The 22,481-nt window shown below is 69.6% G+C and carries 18 protein-coding genes, 1 tRNA gene and 1 pseudogene; 8 read left to right on the forward strand and 12 right to left on the reverse strand.

All coding sequences use genetic code 11. From position 1 onward, the window contains the following. Positions 1 to 187: 187 nt before the first annotated feature. Positions 188 to 1,252: pseudogene (locus tag TSH58p_RS33855) on the forward strand (recombinase family protein); the annotation flags it as partial. A gap of 93 nt (positions 1,253 to 1,345) precedes the next feature. Here the strand turns inward: TSH58p_RS33855 and TSH58p_RS33860 are convergent. From TSH58p_RS33860 to cysE, 8 genes are all read right to left on the reverse strand, one after another. Continuing rightward, positions 1,346 to 1,624: a hypothetical protein gene (locus tag TSH58p_RS33860; protein WP_247873871.1), complete on the reverse strand. Its 279-nt coding sequence runs from the start codon at positions 1,622 to 1,624 to the stop codon at positions 1,346 to 1,348. A 166-nt stretch (positions 1,625 to 1,790) separates the two neighbouring features. Beyond that, a tRNA-Met gene (locus TSH58p_RS07445) sits at positions 1,791 to 1,865 on the reverse strand. Positions 1,866 to 1,997: 132 nt separating this feature from the next. Beyond that, positions 1,998 to 3,131, reverse strand: coding sequence for a tRNA 2-thiouridine(34) synthase MnmA (gene mnmA, locus TSH58p_RS07450; RefSeq protein WP_109068534.1), 1,134 nt, complete (start codon positions 3,129 to 3,131; stop codon positions 1,998 to 2,000). Positions 3,132 to 3,269: 138 nt separating this feature from the next. Next, a complete protein-coding gene (locus TSH58p_RS07455; RefSeq protein WP_035672428.1) occupies positions 3,270 to 3,599 on the reverse strand; it encodes a ferredoxin family 2Fe-2S iron-sulfur cluster binding protein in 330 nt (109 codons plus the stop codon). A gap of 45 nt (positions 3,600 to 3,644) precedes the next feature. Continuing rightward, a complete protein-coding gene (locus TSH58p_RS07460) occupies positions 3,645 to 4,310 on the reverse strand; it encodes a molecular chaperone DnaJ (RefSeq protein WP_109068535.1) in 666 nt (221 codons plus the stop codon). Between the two features lie 141 nt (positions 4,311 to 4,451). Beyond that, complete coding sequence (locus TSH58p_RS07465; RefSeq protein WP_109068536.1) at positions 4,452 to 5,564, reverse strand: cysteine desulfurase family protein; 1,113 nt, start codon at positions 5,562 to 5,564, stop codon at positions 4,452 to 4,454. 27 nt (positions 5,565 to 5,591) lie between these two features. Continuing rightward, positions 5,592 to 6,074, reverse strand: a complete 483-nt coding sequence (locus TSH58p_RS07470) for an Rrf2 family transcriptional regulator (protein WP_014239836.1) — start codon at positions 6,072 to 6,074, stop codon at positions 5,592 to 5,594. 77 nt (positions 6,075 to 6,151) lie between these two features. After that, positions 6,152 to 6,982 carry a serine O-acetyltransferase gene (gene cysE, locus TSH58p_RS07475; protein ID WP_109068537.1) on the reverse strand — a complete coding sequence of 277 codons (831 nt, stop codon included), beginning with the start codon at positions 6,980 to 6,982 and terminating at the stop codon, positions 6,152 to 6,154. Positions 6,983 to 7,190: 208 nt separating this feature from the next. Between cysE and TSH58p_RS07480 the strand changes: the two genes are divergently transcribed. Both TSH58p_RS07480 and TSH58p_RS33060 read left to right on the forward strand, forming a co-directional pair. After that, a complete protein-coding gene (locus TSH58p_RS07480) occupies positions 7,191 to 7,853 on the forward strand; it encodes an alpha/beta hydrolase (protein WP_109068538.1) in 663 nt (220 codons plus the stop codon). A gap of 8 nt (positions 7,854 to 7,861) precedes the next feature. Further along, positions 7,862 to 8,026, forward strand: a complete 165-nt coding sequence (locus tag TSH58p_RS33060) for a hypothetical protein (protein WP_158282564.1) — start codon at positions 7,862 to 7,864, stop codon at positions 8,024 to 8,026. A gap of 9 nt (positions 8,027 to 8,035) precedes the next feature. Here TSH58p_RS33060 and TSH58p_RS07485 read toward each other — a convergent pair whose 3' ends face one another. Continuing rightward, positions 8,036 to 9,112 carry an anhydro-N-acetylmuramic acid kinase gene (locus TSH58p_RS07485; protein ID WP_109068539.1) on the reverse strand — a complete coding sequence of 359 codons (1,077 nt, stop codon included), beginning with the start codon at positions 9,110 to 9,112 and terminating at the stop codon, positions 8,036 to 8,038. Positions 9,113 to 9,218: 106 nt separating this feature from the next. Here TSH58p_RS07485 and tyrS point away from each other — a divergent pair, with 106 nt between their 5' ends. Together tyrS and TSH58p_RS34530 are read left to right on the forward strand one after the other, a co-directional pair. After that, a complete protein-coding gene (gene tyrS / locus TSH58p_RS07490; protein ID WP_109068540.1) occupies positions 9,219 to 10,487 on the forward strand; it encodes a tyrosine--tRNA ligase in 1,269 nt (422 codons plus the stop codon). Between the two features lie 209 nt (positions 10,488 to 10,696). Continuing rightward, on the forward strand, positions 10,697 to 12,298 hold the full coding sequence (locus TSH58p_RS34530) for a Calx-beta domain-containing protein (RefSeq protein ID WP_109068541.1): 1,602 nt from the start codon (positions 10,697 to 10,699) through the stop codon (positions 12,296 to 12,298). 69 nt (positions 12,299 to 12,367) lie between these two features. On the opposite strand, the gene TSH58p_RS07500 is transcribed toward TSH58p_RS34530, so the two are convergent. After that, the gene (locus TSH58p_RS07500; RefSeq protein ID WP_109068542.1) at positions 12,368 to 16,000 is read right to left on the reverse strand and encodes a DUF3971 domain-containing protein; all 3,633 of its coding nucleotides are present in this window, start codon (positions 15,998 to 16,000) and stop codon (positions 12,368 to 12,370) included. A 117-nt stretch (positions 16,001 to 16,117) separates the two neighbouring features. On the opposite strand from TSH58p_RS07500, the gene TSH58p_RS07505 reads away from it, so the two are divergent. After that, on the forward strand, positions 16,118 to 19,114 hold the full coding sequence (locus TSH58p_RS07505) for a bifunctional [glutamine synthetase] adenylyltransferase/[glutamine synthetase]-adenylyl-L-tyrosine phosphorylase (RefSeq protein ID WP_109068543.1): 2,997 nt from the start codon (positions 16,118 to 16,120) through the stop codon (positions 19,112 to 19,114). Further along, positions 19,111 to 19,593, forward strand: coding sequence for a thioredoxin-dependent thiol peroxidase (bcp, locus tag TSH58p_RS07510; RefSeq protein WP_109068544.1), 483 nt, complete (start codon positions 19,111 to 19,113; stop codon positions 19,591 to 19,593). Before TSH58p_RS07505 ends, bcp begins: the two co-directional genes overlap by 4 nt. Positions 19,594 to 19,675: 82 nt before the next feature. Here the strand turns inward: bcp and parA are convergent, their stop codons facing one another. Next, positions 19,676 to 20,323 (reverse strand): ParA family partition ATPase, encoded by a 648-nt coding sequence (gene parA / locus TSH58p_RS07515; protein WP_109068650.1) that lies wholly within the window; start codon positions 20,321 to 20,323, stop codon positions 19,676 to 19,678. 111 nt (positions 20,324 to 20,434) lie between these two features. Between parA and TSH58p_RS07520 the strand changes: the two genes are divergently transcribed. Next, positions 20,435 to 21,406 (forward strand): L-threonylcarbamoyladenylate synthase, encoded by a 972-nt coding sequence (locus TSH58p_RS07520; protein ID WP_109068545.1) that lies wholly within the window; start codon positions 20,435 to 20,437, stop codon positions 21,404 to 21,406. A gap of 24 nt (positions 21,407 to 21,430) precedes the next feature. Here TSH58p_RS07520 and TSH58p_RS07525 read toward each other — a convergent pair whose 3' ends face one another. After that, positions 21,431 to 22,480 (reverse strand): tetratricopeptide repeat protein, encoded by a 1,050-nt coding sequence (locus tag TSH58p_RS07525; RefSeq protein ID WP_158282565.1) that lies wholly within the window; start codon positions 22,478 to 22,480, stop codon positions 21,431 to 21,433. Between the last annotated feature and the right edge of the window lies 1 nt (position 22,481).

A 22,481-nucleotide genomic window follows, 5' to 3' on the forward strand; every position in this document is an offset into this window, starting at 1 on the left:
CCGCTGATCGACCCCAGGACGAAACCCCCACCACCATGTCCAGCCGCCGCCCCATAGCGCCTCCAGCGCCACGGCAGGAGCCTACAGCAGAAGAACTGCTGGAGGACTTCGTGCGCGCTCTTGCGCGGGCGGCGGCGCGCGAGGATCATCGGGCCGAACAGGAAGCCAGGAAGGCCCGGAGGGCGTAATGCGCGCTGCGATCTACGCGCGGTTCTCGTCAGACAACCAGCACGAACGGTCCATTGACGATCAGGTGCGCCTATGCCGCGACTTTGTCGCGCGGCACGGCGGTACGGTCGTGACCGTGTATGCCGATTACGCCATGTCTGGCGCGCACCTACGGAACCGCCCCCAGGCCCTGCGCCTGCTGGACGATGCCAAGGCGGGCCAGTTCGACACAGTCGTGGCGGAGGGTCTGGACCGGCTTTCCCGCGATCAGGAAGACACCGCCGCCATCCATAAGCGGCTCGGGTTCGCCGGCATCCGGCTCGCCACCGTCCAGGAAGGCGACATTTCGGAACTGCACGTCGGCCTCAAGGGCACGATGAACGCCCTGTTCCTGCGTGATCTGGCGCAGAAGGTGCGCCGCGGGCAGACGGGCCGCGCCATGGCCGGCAGCGTCCCCGCCGGCCTGTCCTACGGATACGATGTGGTTCGGGAGTTCGACGCGCGGGGCGAGCTGGTGCGCGGGAAGCGCCGGATCAACCCTGAACAGGCCGACGCGATTCGCCGCATCTATCGGGAGTTCGTCGCCGGCATCAGCCCGCGCGCCATTGCGGACGCTCTGAACCGGGATGGCATCCCCTCCCCAGCCGGCGGGCACTGGAACGCCAGCACGATCAACGGGAACCCAGCCCGCAAGAACGGCATCCTCTACAACGAGGCTTATATCGGCTTCGTGATCTACAACCGCCTGCACATGGTCAAAGACCCGGAGACGGGCAAGCGGCTCCCCCGCCTCAACCCGCCATCGGATTGGGTCGTGACCGAAGTTCCCGAACTGCGGATCGTTGAAGACGAATTGTGGGAGCGGGCGCAGGCCATCAAGGCGGGCTTTGCCCACCTCCGCGTCGATAAGACCCGGCGGCCCAAGCACCTGTTCTCGGGCCTGCTGCGCTGCGGCTGCTGCGGTGGAGCCTACACGGTCAAGTCCAAGGATCAGCTCGCCTGCTCGACCTACCGCGAATCGGGGCCGTCCGTTTGCTCGAACAACCGGACGATTCGGCTGCCCGATCTGCAAGAGCGGGTGTTGGACGGCATCCGGACGCAACTGCTGTCGCCCAAGCTGCTCGCCCTTTATGTGAAGACCTACGGGGAAGAGCGCCGCCGGCTCCGGTCCGAAGCGTCAGCGAAGCGCGAAGACGTGGCGGCCCGTGTCGCCAAGCTCGGACGACAGATCGACAACATCGTGGACGCAATCGCCGAAGGCACCGCCGGCCCTGCCCTGCGCGGGAAGCTCATGGACCTGGAACGGCAGAAGGCGGAAGCCGACGCGGAGCTGGCGGCTATCATGGAGGCCGAAAGCGATTCGGTCGTGGAGCTGCACCCCCAGGCCGCGGAACGATACCGTGACCAGCTCGACGCGCTGGACAAGGCGCTTGCCGGCGGGGACGAGGCACGCCAAAACGCAGCGAACACCCTACGGGCGTTACTGGCGCGAATTGAGGTTCATCCCGGCGAGCGCCGTGGCGAAACTCATTTGATGGTGCATGGGAGGATTGAAGAGTTGCTGTCCCTCACCCGGAGCAAGCCGGGTGAGGGAAACAGCACAGTCGCTAGGACTGCAATGATGGTAGCAGCGGAGGGATTTGAACCCCCGACCAAGGGATTATGATTCCCCTGCTCTACCACTGAGCTACGCTGCCATCGTGCTTACCATCATCTCCCGGCGCGGTCCGTTTCGGTGTTGGCCGCCGCGGTTCGTGCCGGGGCCGCTTATGTATTCCAGCGGGACCGGGGTGTCAACGCTGAAATTTCACTTTTCTGCGAAGTTTTCGTCAGGCTCCCGTTCCGGCGATCCAGCCGCCGCCCAGCACCCGGTCGCCCTGGTAAACGACGCAGGCTTGGCCGGGGGCAACGCCGTATTGCGGCTCGTGCAGTTCGGCCTGCGCCGTGCCGTCCGCGCCCAGGCGCCACACCGCCGGAGCCGGCGGCTGGGCGGAGCGGAGCTTCACCTCCACCTCAATCCCCTCGCCGGGAGCCAGGGCGGGGCCGAGCCAGTTGACCTCGCGGATCATCACCACGCGGCGCGCCAGCTCGCGGCGCGGGCCGACGACGACGCGGCGCTGACCGGGCTCCAGGCGCACCACGAACAGCGGCTCCTCCTCGCCCCGGATGCCGCCGATGCCCAGCCCCTTGCGCTGGCCCACCGTGTAATGGACCACGCCGCGGTGGCGGCCCAGGACGCGCCCGTCGACATGGACAATGTCGCCGGGCTCGACCGAGCCGGGGCGCAGCTTCGCCACCACGTCGGCGTAGGAACCGTTGGGCACGAAGCAGATGTCCTGGCTGTCCGGCTTGGCCGCCACCTCCAGCCCGTGGCGCTCGGCCAGGGCGCGGGTCTCCGGCTTGGTCAGGCCGCCCAGCGGGAAGCGCAGGAACTCCAACTGCTCGCGCGTCGTGGCGAACAGGAAGTAGCTCTGGTCGCGGCCGGGATCGATGGCGCGGTGAAGCTCCGCCCCGCCCGCCCCCTGGACGCGGCGTACGTAATGGCCGGTCGCCAAGGCATCGGCGCCGAGGTCGCGCGCGGTGTTCAGCAGGTCGCGGAACTTGACCCGCTGGTTGCAGCGCACGCAGGGGATCGGCGTCTCGCCGCGCAGATAGGTGTCGGCGAAGTCGTCGATCACGTCCTGGGAGAACTTGCCCTCGTAATCCAGCACATAGTGCGGGATGCCGATGCGGTCGGCCACCTGGCGGGCGTCGTAGATGTCCTGCCCGGCGCAGCAGGCGCCCGGCTTCTGCAGGGCGATGCCGTGGTCGTAGAGCTGGAGCGTGATGCCGACCACGTCGTAGCCCTCCTCCCGCAGAACGGCGGCGGTGACGGAGGAATCGACGCCGCCGGACATGGCGACGACCACGCGGGTGTCCTGGGGACGCTTGGCGATGCCGAGAGAGTTGGCGTAGGAGATCATGGCGCCCTATATGGGCCGGTTCCCAAAAAATTCACCACCGGAGAACCGGGGCGCTCCGCCCGCGAACGGGGCTGGCGCACCGGTTTCCCGGTGGCGGGTGCGGACCGCGGCGGCCCCGCAAGGCGCCGCGGCGGTGGGTCAGCGCATGGCGTTGTTGGTGCCGCCGGGCAGGCGCACGGCCAGCCCGTCCAGTTCCTCGCTGATGATGATCTGGCAGCCCAGGCGCGAGGTCTTGGTCAGGCCGAAGGCGAGGTCGAGCATGTCCTCCTCGTCCTCCGAGGCCTCGTTCAGCACGTCGAACCACTCCGGCTCCACGATGACGTGGCAGGTCGAGCAGGCGAGCGAGCCCTCGCAGGCGCCTTCCAGGTCCAGGCCGTGCTTATGCGCGACCTCGAGCACGGACAGGCCGAGCGGGGCGTCCACCTCGTGGCGGGTGCCGTTCGGCTCGATGAAGGTCATCTTGGGCATTGGGGTGCTCTCCTGAACAAAGGCGTCGATGTGCGGTGGCGGTGATTATGGTGTCTTCGGAGCAATAGCGGAGCGCCGCGTCCGGGATTCGGCCGCCAGCGCCTCCAACCGCTCCAGCCGCGCGAGGATGCGCGCGGCGTTGTCGGTCTGCCCGTTGCGGAAGGCAATGGCAAGATACTTGATGCAACTTTCCACGCGTTGCCCGATATCCTGGGCCAGCCGGTCCACCGCGGCCACCTCCGTGGCGCCGTCCAAGCGATCGGCGAGCGCCGTCACCTCCTCGTCCTCCTCGGTGGACAGGACGGCGGCGGGAGCATTCAGCAATTCCAGCAGATAGCGGGCGCGGCGCACCGGATCGCGCAGCGTCTCGTGGGCCTCGCCCAGCGCGTCGGCCTGGGCGCGGGCGTTGGCCTGCTGCCGCGCGCCGCGCGCCGCGAAACGCTCCGGGTCCATGGCGCGGGAGAAGCCGGCGTGCTGCCGGGCCAGCGCCTCCGGCTCGATGTCGAAGCGGCGCTCCAGGCCCAGCCGGGTGAAATGGTCGAGCGGGCGCGGCCCCTGCACCGCCCCGCAGGAATGGCAGAACATCGCGCGCGCCGCGACCGAACGGCCACACAGCCAGCACGGCTCCAGATCGCCGTCGATGGTCCCGGCGATCCCCTTGGGAGTCTCCCCCTTGGGAAACCGCGGCGGGCCGGAATCGGATGTCGTCATGCTTGCCGTCCGTTGAAACGCTGCACAGGTCGGCCGCGAGACCGGCGGATCGCCGTCCCTTCGGCCGGGTGATACCCAGAAGCGGGGCGCCGCGCAACCTTACACGGCCCTCGGCGGGAGGAGGAGGTCATGGAAAGGCGATTACGCCGCAGGGGCACGGGCGAGCCTCGCCGCCATCGCGGCGTAGGCGGCGGCGAAACGCTCCACCGCCGCGTCGTCGCTGTCCCAGCCCAGGCTGACCCGGATGGCGCAGGCGGCGTCCCCGGCGCTCTCGCCCATGGCGGCAAGGACATGGGACGGCTTCACCTTGCCGCTCGAGCAGGCAGACCCGGCGCTGACCGCGACCCCGGCGAGGTCCAGCGCCATCACCTGCGTCTCCCCGGCCACGCCGGGCAGCAGCAGGTTGCTGGTGTTGCCGACCCGCGCCGCGCCGGCCCCCATCACCCGCGCCGCCGGAACGGCGGCGAGCGCGAGCGCCTCCAGAGCGTCGCGCAGGGCGGTCAGGCGGGCGCTGTCGGGAAGCTCCTCCCGCGCAAGGCGCGCGGCGGCACCGAAGCCGGCGATGCCGACGACGTTCTCGGTCCCGGCCCGGCGGCGCTTCTCCTGCCCGCCGCCGCGGATCAGCGCCTCCGGCTCCAGCCCGTCGGCGAGGATCAGGGCGCCCACGCCGGCGGGGCCGCCGATCTTGTGAGCCGACAGGGTCAGCAGATCGGCGCCGAGCGTCGCGAGGTCGAGCGGCAGCCGCCCGGCGGCCTGCACCGCGTCGCAATGGATCAGCGCGCCACGGGCGTGGGCGATCCGCGCCGCCCCGGCCACCGGCTGGATCACGCCGGTCTCGTTGTTGGCGAGCATCAGGGAAACCAGCACGGGACCGTCTGCGTCGGCAAGCAGGCGGTCGAGCGCGGCAAGGTCCAAAACACCGTCGCGGTCCACCGGGACGCGGGCGGCGCCGGGCACCGCCTCCAGCACCGAGTCATGCTCGATGGCGGAGGTGACGACCGTCCGGCCGGGAAAGCCGCGCAGCGCCAGATTGTTGGCTTCCGTCCCGCTGCCGGTGAAGAAGACCTGGGCCGGCCGCACCCCGGCCAGGGCGGCGACCTGGGCGCGCGCCTCCTCCACCGCGCGGCGGACCGCGCGGCCGAAACCGTGCACCGACGACGGGTTGCCGGCGAGGTCCATGGCCTGGACCATCGCCGCCTTCACCGCCGGCTTCAGCGGCGCCGAGGCGTTGTGGTCGAGATAGACGCGGGTCATCGGATCGAGGCGCCGGAGGGCGCTCCCTTACTCCGCCGCGACCGCCGCGCCCTCGTCCGCCGGCTGCGGGCCGCGGATGGTCAGGCTGCTGGTGCCGATGATCCGCCGCTCCACCACGTCGGCCACGGTGACCGAGCTGAGATACATGTGGATCTGGTTGCCCAGCTCCTCCCAGAGGTCGTGGGTCAGGCAGCGCGAGCGGTTGGTGCGGCAGCCCTGCGGCGTGCCGTTGGCGCAGCGGGTCGTGCGGATCGGCTCGTCCACCGCCAGGATGATGTCGGACACGCGGGTCGCGTCCGCCGGATGCGCCAGCAGATAGCCGCCGCCGGGACCGCGCACGCTCTTCACGAGGCCGCCCTTGCGCAGCTTGGCGAACAGCTGCTCCAGATATGAGAGCGAAATCTCCTGCCGGTCGGCGATGTCGGCAAGGGCGACGGGGCTCCCCTGGCTGGTGGCAGCAAGATCGACCATGGCCATGACGGCATAGCGTCCCTTGGTGCTGAGTCTCATTTTACCCTCCTTACCCTTCCTTCACCCCGGCCCGACCGTCCAGCGGATCGGCGCCAAGCCTCGTGTTTGTGTTTGGTTCAACAGGACGCCGCCGGACCGCCGTCGGCGGACACCGGCTCGCGCACCCCATTGTCGGGCCGGGCGCTCCCGTTGGAAACGCCCGATGTTTCGTACACGGATGAATTATGCGCGTCGCCGCGCTCCGATTCCAGTTCCTCGACGCGGCGGCGCAGGGTCGACACCTGATCGAGCAGGCCGTTCAGCGCGCGCGCCACCGGATCGGGGATGTCGCCGCAAGGCGTGCCGTAGGGCATGAACTTCTGCGTCTCGACACGGTCGCGCGTCACCACCGCTTTGGCCGGGATGCCGACCACGGCGATGCCCGGAGCCACGTCCGCCACCACGACGGCGTTGGCGCCGACGCGGGCGCCGCGCCCGATGGTGATCGCGCCCAGCACCTTGGCCCCCGCGCCGACGATCACGCCGCTTTCCAGCGTGGGGTGGCGCTTGCCCTGGTTCAGCGAGGTCCCGCCCAGCGTAACCCCATGATAGAGCATCACATCGTCACCGATCTCGGCGGTCTCGCCGATGACGACGCCCATGCCGTGGTCGATGAAGAAACGGCGCCCGATGGTGGCGCCCGGATGGATCTCGATGCCGGTCAGCGCGCGGGCGATCTGCGAGACGGCGCGCGCCATCAGGTGCCAGCGGCGATCCCAGCAATAGCGCGCGACGCGGTGCATGACGATGGCGTGGAAGCCCGGGTAGCACAGCGCGACCTCGGCCCGTGACCGCGCGGCGGGGTCGCGCGCCATGATACCGTCGATCTCTTCGCGAAGATGCTTGAACACCGGAACACCCGCCGTGGTATAGTCCGCCCTCTTGCCGGAAGAGGTGATCTTTCGCAAGAGCCCTCGACCCGTGCCTCGCCGGTCGCGCGGGTTGCCCTGGAAGGACGCATCGACGCATATATGATGACCAAGCAAAACGGTCAAGAATTGTGTGCGAAAAATCCATGCTTGTCCATGGGCAACCACGTCCGCTTGCCGTGGCGTCCGCCCGCCGCTCCGCCGGTGGTCCGGATCACCTTATATTCGCGTCAGGATCGCCGTTCCCATGCCTGAAGTGATGATCAACGGCCCGGCCGGACGGCTGGAAGGGCGCTACACACACGGCACGATCCCCAACGCGCCGATGGCTTTGCTGCTGCATCCGCACCCGCATCACAACGGGACCATGAACAACAAGGTGGTCTTCACCCTGTTCCAGTCCTTCACGAAGCGCGGCTATTCGGCCCTTCGCTTCAATTTCCGGGGGGTCGGCCGCAGCCAGGGCGCCTACGACAAGGGCGAGGGGGAACTGGCCGACGCGGCGGCGGCGCTGGACTGGCTGCAGACCCACAACCCCAACGCTCCGGTGTGCTGGATCGCCGGGGTGTCCTTCGGGGCGTGGATCGGCATGCAGCTTCTGATGCGCCGCCCGGAGATCGACGGCTTCGTGTCCGTCTCCCCGCCGGCCAACCTGTTCGACTTCTCCTTCCTGGCGCCCTGCCCCTCCTCCGGCCTGATCATCCACGGCGACAAGGACGAGCTGGTTCCGGGGGCGGCGGTGAACAAGCTGGTCACCAAGCTGTCGCACCAGAAGGACATCCGCATCGACCACCGCGTGGTGCCGGGCGCCAACCATTTCTTCGCCAACCGCAGCGACGATCTGGCGGTGCAGGTGGACGACTATCTGGACCGCGCGATGGGCAACCCCGTCGCCGCCGTGGCCGAATGAGGGGCGGAATGACCAGCGGAGTGACCGCCGTGAAGACCTGTCGCCTCACCGCCCTCGCCGGCCTCGCGGCGCTCCTGCTGGCCGGCTGCAGCAACGCCCAGATCGCCAGCACCTTCGGCAACTGGTGCAAGCACGCCGACAACTGCACCGACAACAGCCGGCCGCGCCCGTAACCTCCGGCGTCACACCGGGTGGAAGCGCCCGCCGGTCATCGGCCGGGGCACGCCGGTCGTGGCCGGCAGGCTGAGCGGCAGGCCCTTGCGGCTGCGCACCGCCAGATAGGCGAAGGCCTCGGCCTCCAGCCCATCGCCGTTCCAGCCCACCGCCTCCACCGGATCGACCGGCACGCCCAGCCGGTCGGCCAGCATCGCCATCAGCGTCGCGTTGTGCCGCCCGCCGCCGCAGACCAGCCAGCGCAGCGGCGCCTTGGGCAGGTGCGGGACGATGCGGGCGACCGACGCGGCGGTGAAGGCGGTCAGGGTCGCCGCGCCGTCCTCCACCGACAGGCCGCGGACGGGCGCCGGGTCGAAGGCGTCGCGGTCCAGCGACTTCGGCGCCGGCTGGTCGAAATAGGGATGGGCGAGCAAGGCCGCCATAGCATCCTCGTCCACCGTGCCCCGCGCCGCCAGCGACCCGCCGGAATCGTAGCGGGCGCCCTGGCCGGACAGCACCCAATCGTCGACCAGCGCGTTGCCCGGCCCGGTGTCGCAGGCGATCACGTCGTCCTCGCCGGCGTCCTCGCCCGCGCCGATCCAGGTGACGTTCGCCACACCGCCGATGTTCAGCACGGCCAGCGGGCGCGGCAGGGCGTCGGCCAGCGCGCGGTGGAACAGCGGCACCAGCGGGGCGCCCTGCCCGCCCGCCGCCACGTCCGCCGTGCGGAAATCGTTGACCACGGCGATGCCGGTCGCCCGCGCCAGCCGCGCGCCGTCGCCGATCTGCCAGGTCCGGCGCTGCGCCGGGTCGTGGAAAATCGTCTGGCCGTGGAAGCCGATCAGGTCCACCGCCGCGGCCTCCGTCCCGGCCTCCGCCAGCAGGCGGCGCACGGCGTCGGCGTGGGCATCGGTCAGGGCGCGCTCGACCGCCCCCACCGGCCCCTTGCCGCCCAGGCAGGAGCGCAGGTCGGCGCGGAAGCCGTCCTCGTAGGGGATGGTCACGAAGGCCAGCGGCTCCACCCGGCGTTCGCCGTCGGTGCGGACCAGCGCCGCGTCGATCCCGTCCATGGAGGTGCCGCTCATCAGCCCGACGACCGTCTGCATTCCTTACCTCAATCCCGTGTCGAGTCAGCCCCGAGAATTGTGGGGCCGCGCGTTCCATGCTAACAGACGCGACCCTGGACCCTACCACGACAGCCGGATCGCGGCCATGACGACGCTGACATCGGATTTCCTCCGCACGCTGCAGGAACGCGGCTTCATCCACCAGTGCACCGACCTCGCCGGGCTCGACGAGCGCGCGGCGAAGGGGCCGATCATCGCCTACATCGGCTTCGACTGCACGGCGGACAGCCTGCATGTGGGCAGCCTGCTGCCGATCATGATGCTGCGCTGGCTGCAGAAGACCGGCCACAAGCCGATCGTCCTGATGGGCGGCGGGACGACCAAGATCGGCGACCCCTCCGGCAAGGACGAGGCGCGCCAGCTCCTCACCGACGAGGCCATCAACGCCAACATGGCGGGCATCAAGCGCATCTTCGGGCGCTACCTGTCCTTCGCCCCAGAAAATACAATGGGTGGCCCCACGGACGCGGTGATGGTCAACAACGCCGACTGGCTGGACGAGCTGAAATACATCCCGCTGCTCCGCGACATCGGCCGGCACTTCACGATCAACCGCATGATGACCTTCGAATCGGTCAAGCTGCGGTTGGACCGTGAGCAGCCGCTGACCTTCCTGGAATTCAACTACATGATTCTCCAGGCCTATGATTTCGTGGAGTTGTTCCGGCGCGAGAAGTGCATGCTCCAGATGGGCGGGTCGGACCAGTGGGGCAACATCATCAACGGCGTGGAGCTGGGCCGCCGCACCGACGGGGCGGAGCTGTTCGGCCTGACCACCCCGCTGCTAACCACCTCGTCGGGCGCCAAGATGGGCAAGACCGCCGCCGGCGCGGTGTGGCTGACCGCCGACAAGCTCAGCGCCTATGATTTCTGGCAGTACTGGCGCAACACCGAGGACGCCGACGTCGGCCGCTTCCTGCGCCTCTACACCGAGCTGCCGCTGGACGAGGTGGCACGGCTGGAGGCCCTTGAAGGCGCCGGCATCAACGAGGCCAAGAAGATCCTCGCCCACGAGGTGACCAAGCTCGCCCACGGCGAGGCGGCCGCCCTGGAAGCCGCCGAGACCGCCCGCCGCACCTTCGAGCAGGGCGCCGCCGCCGAGGGCCTGCCGAGCATCGACGTGCCCCGCGCCGAGCTTGAGGCCGGGGTCGCGCTGGTGGACCTGCTGGTCTCCGCCGGTCTGGCCGCGTCGAAGGGCGAGGCGCGCCGCCTCATCAAGGGCGCCGGCGCCAAGATGAACGACGCCGCCATCCCCGACGAGACCGCCAAGGCCACTGCCGCCGACCTGAACGCCGACGGCGTCATCAAGCTGAGCGCCGGCAAGAAGCGTCACGCACTGGTTAAGGCGGTGTGAAGCCCCGCATCCGCCACGTGACGCCCCCTCTTCTCTCAAAGCGGGACGTTGCGTGGCGGATGCCGCCGCCGGAGTCATGGAGGCTTCTTTCGCATCCACATCCAGGGCAGAGGCCCGCCCTCCATCTCGCCCCAAAGAAGATCGCCGTATATAATTGACAACTTCAAATTGCCGATGTTCTATTTCTAGAACTTCGAATTGAGGGCGTCATGGCGATTTGGATCAGTTATACGCAGGGCGGTTACGAGGGAGGTGGGCAGGGTCAGTCCACCAAATCCCGCCTCATCCTCAGCCGCGACGGCAATGCATCCTCCCCCGCCTCCGTAAAGTGGAGGATCGAGGGCACTGGCAGCAATCCAGCTGATGCCAATGATTTTGGCGGAACATTTCCAAGCGGCACGCTTGAGTTCGCCCCGTTTCAAAGCGCAATTCTCGAAATTCCAATTCATGATGACGACATCATTGAACCATCTGAGGAATTTAACGTCATATTTTACGATCCGATCGGAGATACACTAGCCGATTATTTAATAAACAGCCCCGTCAGGATGACGATTGGCAACGACGATGCATCGGCATCGATCAAGTTGCTGAGCAATGATTTCATGGAAGGCGATACCGGCAAGAAGTATATTTACTGCTATGTAGAATTGTCAACCAGCACAGGAAAACCCGTTTCGGTTGACTGGGCGCTAACCGGGACCGGCGCGAATCCGGTGGACGCCGCCGACTTTGGCGGCACGCTGCCGTCCGGCACCGTCACCCTCGTGGGCTGGGAGACGTCGCGGATGTTCATGGTGGAGGTTTCCAGCGACACCACGGTGGAGCCGGACGAAACCTTCACGATCACCCTGTCCAACCCGAACGGCGTTGCTCTCGGCACCACCACGGCAACCGGGACCATCCGCAACGACGACACCACGCTGTCCATCGCCGCGCTGGATGCGACGAAGGCGGAAGGCAGCAGCGGCTCGACCGCCTACACCTTCGAGGTCACCCGCGCCGGAAACATCGAGGGCAATTCGACCGCCAGCTATGCGGTGACCGGGACCGGGGCGAATCCGGCGGATGCCGCCGACTTCGGCGGCGCGCTGCCATCCGATACGGTCAGTTTCGCACCCGGCGAAACCCGCAAGGTCATCACCATCAACGTTTCCGGCGATTCCACCCTCGAGGGCAACGAGACCTTCGCCGTCACGCTGACGAACCTGCGATACGCGCCCATCGCGACCGCGACCGCCACCGGCACGATCGTCAACGACGACATCGAGCCGACACGCCGCCTCGCCATCACCTCCGGCGGCACAAGCCGCGAAGTCGAGATGCAGGCCTACTCCGGACCGGTGTCCTGGCTTCAGAACATGCACATCGGGGCCGACGTCAGCGAGGCCATGCATGGCACCGATCTCGCCGATTTCATCAACACCCTGGGCGGTGACGACGCGATCGACGGCGGCAAGGGCGACGATGTGCTGGACGGGGGGCTCGGCTCCAACTTCCTGACCGGCGGTTCGGGCATGGACACCTTCTTCGTGGACGGGCGTGGCAACGGCGTCACCTGGTCCACGGTGACGGACCTCGAGAAAGGGGAATGGGTCACCTGCTGGGGCTGGAAGGAGGGAACGTCCAAGCTGACCTGGGTTGAGATGGCCGGTGCGGATGGATACAAGGGGGCTACGGCTCACATCGACCTGGATGCCAATGGCAGCATCGATATGAGCATGACCATCTCCTCCAAGCACTCGACCGCGGTCCTCGCCATGCCCGGGCAGGTCGGTGACGCAAGCTATCTTGCCTTCACCCTCGCCTGATCCATTCCCCAAAGCCCTCGACCGGTCAAGGCCGGCCGAGGGGATGGTGCCGCCCTCGACCCTGCCTCCTTACTTCTCGAAGGTCCCCGGCGACGGCGCTTCCTTGCCGTCGCCACCCTCGCCCAGGAAGAACAGGTTGCGCAGGAAGCCCGGCGCCAGCATGGCGAGCGGGTTCACCGTCACGTCCGGGTCGGCGAGCGGGCCGCGGACGTGCCAGGTGGCGCTGAAGATGCCCTGCCCCTCGCCGCCGCTCAGCGCGTCGCCCAGCAGCGGAATCTGGCCGATCAGACGGTTCAGCCCGTAGATGGGCACGATGGTGCCGCGCAGGTTGGCGGTGTCCGTCTCGATGTCCACCTCCCCCGACAGGGTCAGGCCGAGCGCGGAGCCGGAGGTGCGCAGGTCCTTCACGGTCAGCAGGCGCCCGTCCTTGCGGTAGTCGCTCACCGCCCGCCCGAACCGGATGCCCTTGCCGCCGCCCATCAGTTCGGCGAAGCCGGAGGGAGAGATGGAATTCAGGATACGGGCAAGGACCGGCGGATCGACCAGCGCGTAGTCGGTCAGCTCCATCCGGCCTTCGATGGCGGCGTCGGCCCGCGGCTCCACCGTGCGGCCGGTGATCGCCAGCGCACCGCCCTGCACCCGGTCGTTGATGTCGAGCGCGCGGAAGGTCGCTCCCGCATCGCTGGCCGAGATGGCCACGTCGTAAAAGCCCTGGGCGCCCGGCAGGTACCGCAGGGACACCGCCCCGTCGCGCCCCGCCCGCGCCGTCACGTCCAGCGCCGTCCAGGACAGGCGGTCGCGCTTGATCCGCCCGGCCACGTCGGACAGGTGGCGGCCGTCCCCGAAGACGACGCGGTTCAGCTTCAGATCAAAGTCGAGCGGCAGCGGCTTCTCGTCGCTCGGCCCCTGCTTCTTGCCGCCGGGCGGGTCGGCCTTGCCGGCCAGGACGCGGGCGTCGAGGCTCTGGCCGGTGATGGTCCCGGAATAGCCGCTCTTGCCGCCGTCATGCACCGTCACGTCGGCCTTCAGGTCGGTCTGGCCGACGGACATCTGGCTGACCGCCACCTTGGTGACCGCCATGGTCTGCGGCGCGAGATCGACGACCGCCTGGGCGCGCAGCCCCCCGGCATCGACGGACAGGCCGGTGATTCGGGTCACCCGGTCCTTCTGGAACTCCAGCGCCAGCTTGCCGGTGCCGGGGACGCCGGGCCGCTTCTCCCAGCCCAGCTCGTCGATGCGCAGATGGGTCTTCTCCAGGTTCAGCCCGGCGGTCAGGCCGAAGCGGCGGCGCTGGTCCACGGTGAACAGCACGTCCGCCCCCAGCGGCCCCGCGACATGCTCGCCGAGGTCGATGCCGTGGCTGCGCAGGTCCTGGGCGTCCACGTCGCCCTTCACGGCGATGCGGGTGCGCGGCCCCTTGGCGGTGGAGGTGAACTGCTCCTTCCAGTCGATGGTGACGGGGATGCCGTCCAGCTTGGTGTTGCCCTTCACCGTCATGGCGTTCATGTCGAGCGCCAGCGTCAGGTCGCCCTCCGTCGCGGTCAGCCCGGCGGCCACCTTCTCCACCCCGACGCCGCGCAGCTTGGCCGCGACGTCCAGGTTCAGCTGCTCCACCTTCAGATCAACCAGCAGCGGGAACTGGAAATGGAGTTGCGCGTCGGCCTGCCCCTGCGTGCGCTTAGGGTCGAGGTCGAGGCGGCTGGGATAGCCCAGCGGCGGGCTGTCCAGAACGGTCAGGATGGTGCGCACCGGCCCGCGGACCGGGACGCGGATGTCCATGGTCTCCTTGCCGGTGTCCAGACCGCCGATGACGATCGTGCCCTCGCCGAGTTGGACGTCGTCGATCCGTCCGCCCTTGGTGTGGATGGTGAAGGTCTTGCCGTCGGTGGTCACCTCCGCCCCCACCCCGGCGACCTTGGGCAACGGGTGGAAATAATCCACCGTCATGTCCTCGGCCTGGATGCCGGCCTGGAAATGCGTCACGTCGATCGCCGCGAGATCGGACAGCGGTCCGCTGGCCCGGACGGTGGCCGTCGCCTCCGGCACCACGCCGCGCGACAGGTTTTGCGTGACCCACTCCCGCGGGTTCTTCCCCACCCCCAGCGGCCACAGGCGGGGCAGCTCGTCCGCCGGAACCCGCCGCGCCGTCACGGCGGCTTCCACCGACAGCCGGGCATCCGGCGTGCCGAGTTGGGCGATGGTCGCCTGCGCCGTTCCCTCCACCGTCGGCCCGCCGAGGTCGATGGCCAGTTGCTCCACGTCCAGTTTGCCCGAGGCGCGATCCCCCGCGACCGTCAGGGCGGCGGAGGCGACGGGCAGCGGCTCCGGGAACAGGTCCGGCCGGACGACGTGGCCGGCGCCGGCCTTCAGCGCCGCCCGACCGCTGCGCGGCTGTCCGTCGGGGTCCAGCTCCAGGCTGGCCGTGCCGGACAGGGGCAGCTGCGCCGCGGCAAGCGGCGCCAGCGCCGGAGCGAGCCCGGCCAGAGCGGCGGGCACCAGCCCGTCGAGCCTTGCCGCCAGCGACGCCCCCTTGTCCGGAACCTGCGTGCCGTCGAGGTCGAGCGAAGCCCGCCGGCCGCCCGCCGTCAGAGCGAGCCGCAGGTTGCCGCTGCGCTGACCGCCCTGCTCCCGCAGGTCGCCCCGCCCGGCCATCTCCACACCGTCGAGCGCGAAGTCCAGCCGCTCCAGCTCCGCCCGCCGGCCCGGCACGTCCAGCCCGCCGCGCAGCCGCAGGCGGTCGACGCGGTAGGGCTCGGGGCGCAGCGCGGGCAGGCTGACCTCCCCGGCGCCGCCCTGCAGGTCGAAGCCGAAGCGCACCGGCTCGAACCGCGAATCCAGGGTCGCGTCGATGCGCCCGCCCAGCGGCACGGTCACCGCCGACAGCGGCGCCAGCAGCGGGCCGATCTTGGCCAGCGCCGCCGGCTGCAGCCCGTCGAAGCGGGTGGACAGCGCGGTCTCGGCGTCCGCCATGCGATGGACGCCCGACGCCTCCACCGCCGCCGTCCGCCCGTCGAGGTCGAGCAGAAGCCGCGCCCCTCCGACGATCTCCGTCCCGTCGCGGGTCAGCACGATGTCGGCGCGGTTGGCGTGCCAGGACAGGCCCAGCATGCGGTTCGTCACCGTCAGGTCGGCGCTGATGATGGTCAGCCGCCGCAGCAGGCCCAGCGGACGGGCGATGTCCGGGGGCTGCATCAGGGTGGAGACGATCTCCCCCGCGAAATCGGGGCTGCCGTCCGGCTCCTCCTTCTCCGGCTGGCCGGGAGACGGGAGCGAGCGCACGTCGAAATCCAGGCTGCCGTCGGCCCGGCGCACCACCTGGAGGCGCGGCCGCACGAGGTCGAGACGGGTCGGCGACAGCTTGCCCTGGAACAGCGCCCGCACGGAGAAGCCGACGCCCAGCTCCGGCACCGCCGCAAGCTCGTCCCCCTCGGCGTTGACCGCGTGCACGTCGATGGCCCGCAGGTCCAGCCGGGTCAGCCCGTCGCTCTCCTCCTCGTCCACCCAGGACAGGACGAGCTGGCCGACATCGACGCGGTAGCGGCCCTGCGGGTCGCTGAGCGCCCGCTCCACATAGGGGGTCAGCGGGTCGAGCGCGATCGGCCCCTGGGCCAGCCGCCAGGCGAACAGCCCGCCCGCCGCGCCGACGACGACGACCGCGCCCGCGGTGGTCCAGGCGAGAAGCTTCGCGGTGCGGCGGATCACGAACGGTGTCCCGGCAACAACGCCCACGGATTGTCACGGCCCGGTTTGTCACGGTTGACCGGAAGGGCAGGACCGCGCACCCTCCTGCTCAGTTCTTGTGCAGGGATAGCCGCGACCATGACCACCACGTTGCCGAAACCCTTCGACACCGCCCTCGCCGAACGCGGCCTGGAGCGCTGGCGCGCCGAGGCGGCCAACGCCGCGAACAGCGCCGGCGACGACGCCCTGCGCGCCTGGGCCGAGGCGTACGTCGATTCGGCCGAGGGCCGGGCGCTGATCGACGCGGTGTGCGGCAACAGCCCGTATCTCGGCCAGATCCTGACCCGCGAGCTGCCCTTCGTCCGCGAGATGATGACGCAGGGGTACGGCGACGCCTTCGCGGCGCTGCTGCGCCGGCTGGAAGAGGACTGCGCGGAGGAGCGCAACATCGACCGGCTGATGACCGCCCTGCGCGTCGCCAAGCGGCGGGCGGCGCTGCTGATCGCGATGGCCGACATCACCGGCGCGTGGGAGTTGGAGGCGGTCACCGGCGCGCTGTCCGACATCGCCGAGACGTCGGTGCGGATGGCGGCAAACCACCTGCTGCGCCGCGCCGCGGAGGCGGGGACGCTGACGCTGCCGGATCCGCAGCGGCCATGGGTCGGGTCGGGCCTGATCGTGCTTGGCATGGGCAAACTTGGTGCGCGCGAACTCAACTATTCCAGCGATATCGACCTGATCGTCCTGTACGACGACGCCGTCGTTCAAACGCCCCAGCCGGACAACCTCGCCCGCACGTTCATTCGTATCGCGCGCGATCTTGTCCGCATTATGGATGAACGGACCAAGGACGGCTACGTCTTCCGTACAGATCTGCGGCTGCGCCCCGATCCCGGGGCCACGCCGCTCGCGGTGTCCGTTTCGGCGGCCGAAATTTATTACGGCAGCGTCGGGCAGAACTGGGAGCGCGCGGCCATGATCAAGGCCCGCCCCATCGCCGGCGATCCGGAAGCGGGGGCGCATTTCCTGCGTTTCCTCGAACCGTTCGTGTGGCGGCGCCACCTCGACTTCGCGGCCATCCAGGACATCCATTCCATCAAGCGTCAGATCAACGCCCACAAGGGCCATCGTGAAGTGACGGTGAACGGCCACGACATCAAGGTCGGCCGTGGCGGAATCCGCGAGATCGAGTTCTTCGCGCAGACCCAGCAGCTGATCTTTGGCGGGCGCGACATCCGCGTGCGCATCGCCCCCACCCTGCTGGCGAACAAGGCGCTGTGCTCCATCGGCCGCGTGCCGGAGGCGGCGGTGGAGGAGCTGGAGGAAGCCTACCGCTTCCTGCGCCGGGTCGAGCACCGCATCCAGATGACCGACGACCGCCAGACCCACCAGATCCCGGCGGACGACGAAGGGGTGGCCCATCTCGCCACCTTCCTCGGCTACGGGCAAGTGGAGGACTTCCGCGCCGACCTGCTGGCCCAGCTCGGCCGGGTGGAGGACCGCTACGCCGAGCTGTTCGAGGAGGCGCCGTCGCTGTCCGGTCCCGGCAACCTCGTCTTCACCGGCACCGACGACGACCCCGGCACGGTGAAGACGCTGGCCGGCATGGGCTACCGCGACCCCAGCCGGGTCATCGCCGTGGTCTCCACCTGGCACCGCGGGCGCTACCGCTCCACCCGCTCGGGCCGCGCGCGGGAGCTGCTGACCGAGCTGGTGCCGGCCATGCTGAACGAGCTGGCCAAGACGCCCGCCCCGGACGACGCGCTGGTCAAGTTCGACAGCTTCCTGGAGCGGCTGCCGGCGGGGGTCGGGCTGTTCTCGCTGTTCATCGCCAACCCCTGGCTGCTCGCCCTGGTGGCGGAGATCATGGGCACGGCGCCGCAGCTGGCCGAGACGCTGTCGCGCAACCCGTCTCTGCTCGACGCCGTGCTGTCGCCCGACTTCTTCGACCCGCTGCCCGACGCGGCGGGGCTGACGCCGGAGTACAAGCGGTTCATCGCCGGCGCGCGCGACTTCGAGGACGTGCTGACCCTGTCGCGGCGCTGGACCAACGACCAGCGCTTCCGCGCCGGGGCGCACATCCTGCGCGGCATCACCGACGGCGACCGCTGCGGCCCCTTCCTCGCCAATCTGGCCGACGTGGTGGTGCCGGAGCTGGCCGCCCGCGTGGAGGAGGAGTTCGCCGCCCGCCACGGCCGCATCCCCGGCGGCGCCTGGGTGGTGGTGGCGATGGGCAAGCTGGGCAGCCGGCAGCTCACCATCACCTCCGACATCGACCTGATCGTCGTCTACGAGGTGCCGCCGGGCACCCGCCAGTCGGACGGGGCCAAGCCGCTGGCCCCCAACGAGTATTACATCAAGCTGACGCAGCGCCTGACCAACGCCATCACCGCCCCGATGGCCGACGGGCGGCTGTACGAGGTGGACATGCGGCTGCGCCCGTCGGGCAACGCCGGACCGCTCGCCACCGCGCTGGACGCCTTCACCGCCTATCAGGCCAAGGACGCCTGGACCTGGGAGCACATGGCCCTGACCCGCGCCCGCGTCATCGGCGGCGACCCGGCGCTGGCCGGCAAGGTCGAGTCGGCCATCCGCGGCGTGCTGACCGGCCCGCGCGACCCGGCCAAGGTGCTGCGGGACGTCGCCGACATGCGCCGCCGCATCGACAAGGAGTTCGGCACCACCAACCCGTGGAACGTCAAATACGCCCGCGGCGGCCTGATCGACATCGAGTTCACCGCCCAGTATCTCCAGCTCCGCCACGGCCACGCGCATCCGGAGATCCTGTCCATCGCCACCAGCCGCGCCCTGCTCAACGCCGCCGCGGCCGGGCTGCTGGCGCCGGAGGTGGCGGAGGAGCTGGTTGCGACGCTGAAGCTGTGGCGCCGGGTGCAGGGTTTCCTGCGGCTGACCACCGACGGGGTGCTCGAACCGCGGCAGGTCTCGCCCACGCTCCTGGAGGGGCTGTCCCGCGCCGCCTTCCCGGAGGAGGAGCCGGCGGTTGACTTCGCCGCGCTCGACAGCAGAATCCGGGACATCGCCGCCCGCGCCCACCGCCACTTCGTGGCGCTGGTCGAGGAGCCGGCGTCAAGGCTGCCTCCCCCAGAGACCAACGAAGAAGCCAAACTCCCATGAGTGATACCCAGACGCCCGCCATCGAGGCCGGCACCCCCGCCCCCGACTTCACCATGCCGACCGACGGCGGCGGCAGCGTCACGCTGTCCGCCCTGCGGGGCAAGCCGGTGATCCTTTACTTCTACCCGAAGGACGACACCTCCGGCTGCACGTCGGAGGCCTGCGGCTTCCGCGACCAGCTCCCGGACTTCAGCGGTCTCGACGCCGTCATCATCGGCGTGTCCAAGGACAGCGTGGCCAGCCACGACAAGTTCAAGGCGAAGTACGAGCTGCCCTTCACGCTGGCCTCCGACAAGGAGACGGGCGTCGCCGAAGCCTACGGCGTGTGGGTCGAAAAGAGCATGTACGGCCGCAAGTACATGGGTCTGGACCGCGCGACCTTCCTGATCGACAAGGACGGCATCGTCCGCAACGTCTGGCGCAAGGTGAAGGTCACCGGCCATGTGGCGGCCGTGCTGAAGGCGCTGCAGGCTCTGTAAGGATGTCCCCTCTCCCCTCAGGGGAGAGGGTCAGGGTGAGGGGGGTGTGCTTGTGCCGGACGCATCAAGACGACCATTCCCCTCACGCCGCCCGGTGCAGGATCTCTTCGGCCAGCGCCTGCATCTCCGCCGCCGCCTGGGTCTTGCGGGCGGCCTCCGTCACCGACAGGCCGGACAGCAGGGTGCCGGCGTAGGCGGTGCGGTTGCCGATCTGCGCCTCCGCGAGGTCCACGGCGGGCGGGTCCACGAGGTCGCGCACCCTGGCGATCAGCTCGTCCGCGATGCGGGCGCGCGGCGGCACGCGGTTCAGCACCAGCAGCAGCCGGCGCTTCTCCTGCGCGGCGAGGTCCAGCGTCGGCTGCACCGCCCACAGGTCCATCGGGCTGGGCTGCACCGGCGCGATGACGAGGCTGGCGGCGCGCACGGCGATCCGCGCCTCCGTCTGGGCGTGGGGCGGGCTGTCGATCAGCACGATGTCGTGGTCGCGGGTCAGCTTCTCGACCTCGGTCTGGGTGCGCCAGCCGGTGATCTGGACGTGGGTGAAGCCGGGTTCGCCGCCCGTGGCCTCCGCCCGCACCGCGTGCCAGCGGGTCAGGCTGCCCTGCGGGTCGATGTCCACCGTGGCGACCGACCGCCCGAGCTGCATCCAGGCAATGGCGAGGTGAGCGACCAGCGTGGTCTTGCCGGCCCCGCCCTTCTGCTGAGCCACGGTGAAGACCTTGCCCGCCATGCCCACACCCATCATTTGGTTGTTTATCGCGCACACCCGTCATAAGGCTTGGACAGAGCCGGCGCAACCGCGCGAATTGACTTCATCCTCCGACGCTTTACAAATCGCCCCGTGACCGACAAGCATCCCGACATCATCCCCGCCACGCCCGCCGGCCTCGCCCGCGCCGGCGAGGCCTTGCGCAGCGGCGACCTGGTCGCCTTCCCGACCGAGACCGTCTACGGCCTCGGCGGCGACGCCACCGACGACCGGGCCGTGGCCGCGATCTTCGCCGCCAAGGGCCGCCCGCAGTTCAACCCGCTGATCGCCCATGTGCCGGACCTGGAATCCGCCGAGGCCATCGCCGTGCTGGACGAGCGCGCGGTGGAGCTGGCCCACCAGTTCTGGCCCGGCCCGCTGACCCTGGTCCTGCCCCGCCGCCCGGAGGCCGGGCTGTCGCTGCTGGTGTCCGCCGGGCTGGACAGCGTGGCGGTGCGCGTGCCCGCCCATCCGGTGGCGCAGGCCCTGCTGAAGGCCGCCGGCAAGCCGATCGCGGCGCCCAGCGCCAACCGCTCCGGCGCGGTCAGCCCGACCGCCCCCCACCACGTCATCGAAAGCCTGGGCGACCGGGTGAGCATGGTGGTGGCCGGCGGCAAGTGCCAGGTCGGGGTGGAGTCCACCGTGCTCGACCTGACCGGCGAGACGCCCGTGCTGCTGCGCCCCGGCGCCGTGCTGCGCGAGGAGATCGAGCGGCTGATCGGCCCCATCCAGCTGTCCGCCGGCAACCCGGACGCCCCGAAGTCGCCCGGCCAGCTGGAAAGCCACTACGCCCCCAACGCCCCGGTGCGGCTGAACGCCACGAGCGCCGAGGAGGACGAGGCGTTCCTGACCTTCGGCCCCGACCGCTTCATCCGCGGAGGCAAGGCCCGGCTGAACCTGAGCCTTCAGGGCGACCTGAACGAGGCGGCGGCGAACCTGTTCGCCCATCTCCGCGCGCTCGACCAGGAGGGGGCCCGCGCCATCGCCGTCATGCCGGTCCCGGACGAGGGGCTGGGCATCGCCATCAACGACCGGCTGCGGCGGGCGGCGGCCCCGCGGGGCTGAAGGCGGGGCTGACGGCAGGAATCGTCAGGAGGCGGGGCAGGACACGGGATGTCTTGGGTCGCGCAGGCGGCCCAGCAGCAGCTTCGCTTCGCCGTAAGCCTGCCGCGCCGCCTTCTCGGCGAGCGCGTCGGCTTCCGCGAGGTCGCAGGCCGCCCCCCGCCCATCCATGATCATCGACGCCAGTTCCGTCTGCCCCCAGGCGTCGTTCTGACCGGTGGCCAGACGGAGCCAGCGGACGGCTTCCTCGTCGTTCTTCCCGATTCCCCTGCCGGCGGCCAGAGCCAGGGCCCACCGGACCTGCCCCCGCGCATAGCCATTCTCCGCCGAGCGCCGATACCATCGCGCCGCCTCTTCGGAACTCCGTGGGACAATCTCCCCTTTCTCGTGCAGGAGGCCAAGGTGGCTCTGGGCCGGGCCATATCCTTGGTCAGCGGACTTCCGCAACCAGACCAAGCCTTCCGCATCGTCTTTGACGCCGCCATCGCCGCGCAGCAGCATGCTCGCCAGAAAGCCTTGCGCTGTTGAATCCCCCATTTCGGCAACGCGCCGATACAGGCGCACGGCCTCCGCGCCATCCCTGGCCTGAAGAACCTTCCCAGCCACGGTCAGGCCGTGCTCATGGAGAGCGCCCAGGTTCCTCATCCCCAACGGGTCGCCCTTCTCCGCGGCCAGCCGGGTCAACCGCACCCCTTCGGGCTTGTCTTCGGAAACGCCACGCCCTTCCAGATACAGGACAGCCAGAACCGCCATGGCGCGCGCCGACCCACGATCGACCGCCTTGCGAAGCCATGCGGCGGCGACCTCGGCGTTTCCCTCGACGCCCCGGCCATAGAGAATCATGTTTGCATAGTCGACCATGGCACCCGGAACACCGTCCTCGGCGGCCTGCCGGTACCAATCGGCGGCCTCCACATCGTTCTTGGCGATCCCGGTTCCGGTGCGTCCGGGTCCCGCCGACACCCCGCCGGCTTTTTCCCCGGTCGCGGTGCAGGCGGCGAGACACAGAGCGCCCCCGGCCAGAAGCACCCGGAGCACCCGCTTTCCAATCTCCCGAAACGAATGAGCGCGCGGCACG

Origin of the sequence: Azospirillum sp. TSH58, from assembly GCF_003119115.1 — a bacterium.
Classification (GTDB): Bacteria; Pseudomonadota; Alphaproteobacteria; order Azospirillales; family Azospirillaceae; genus Azospirillum.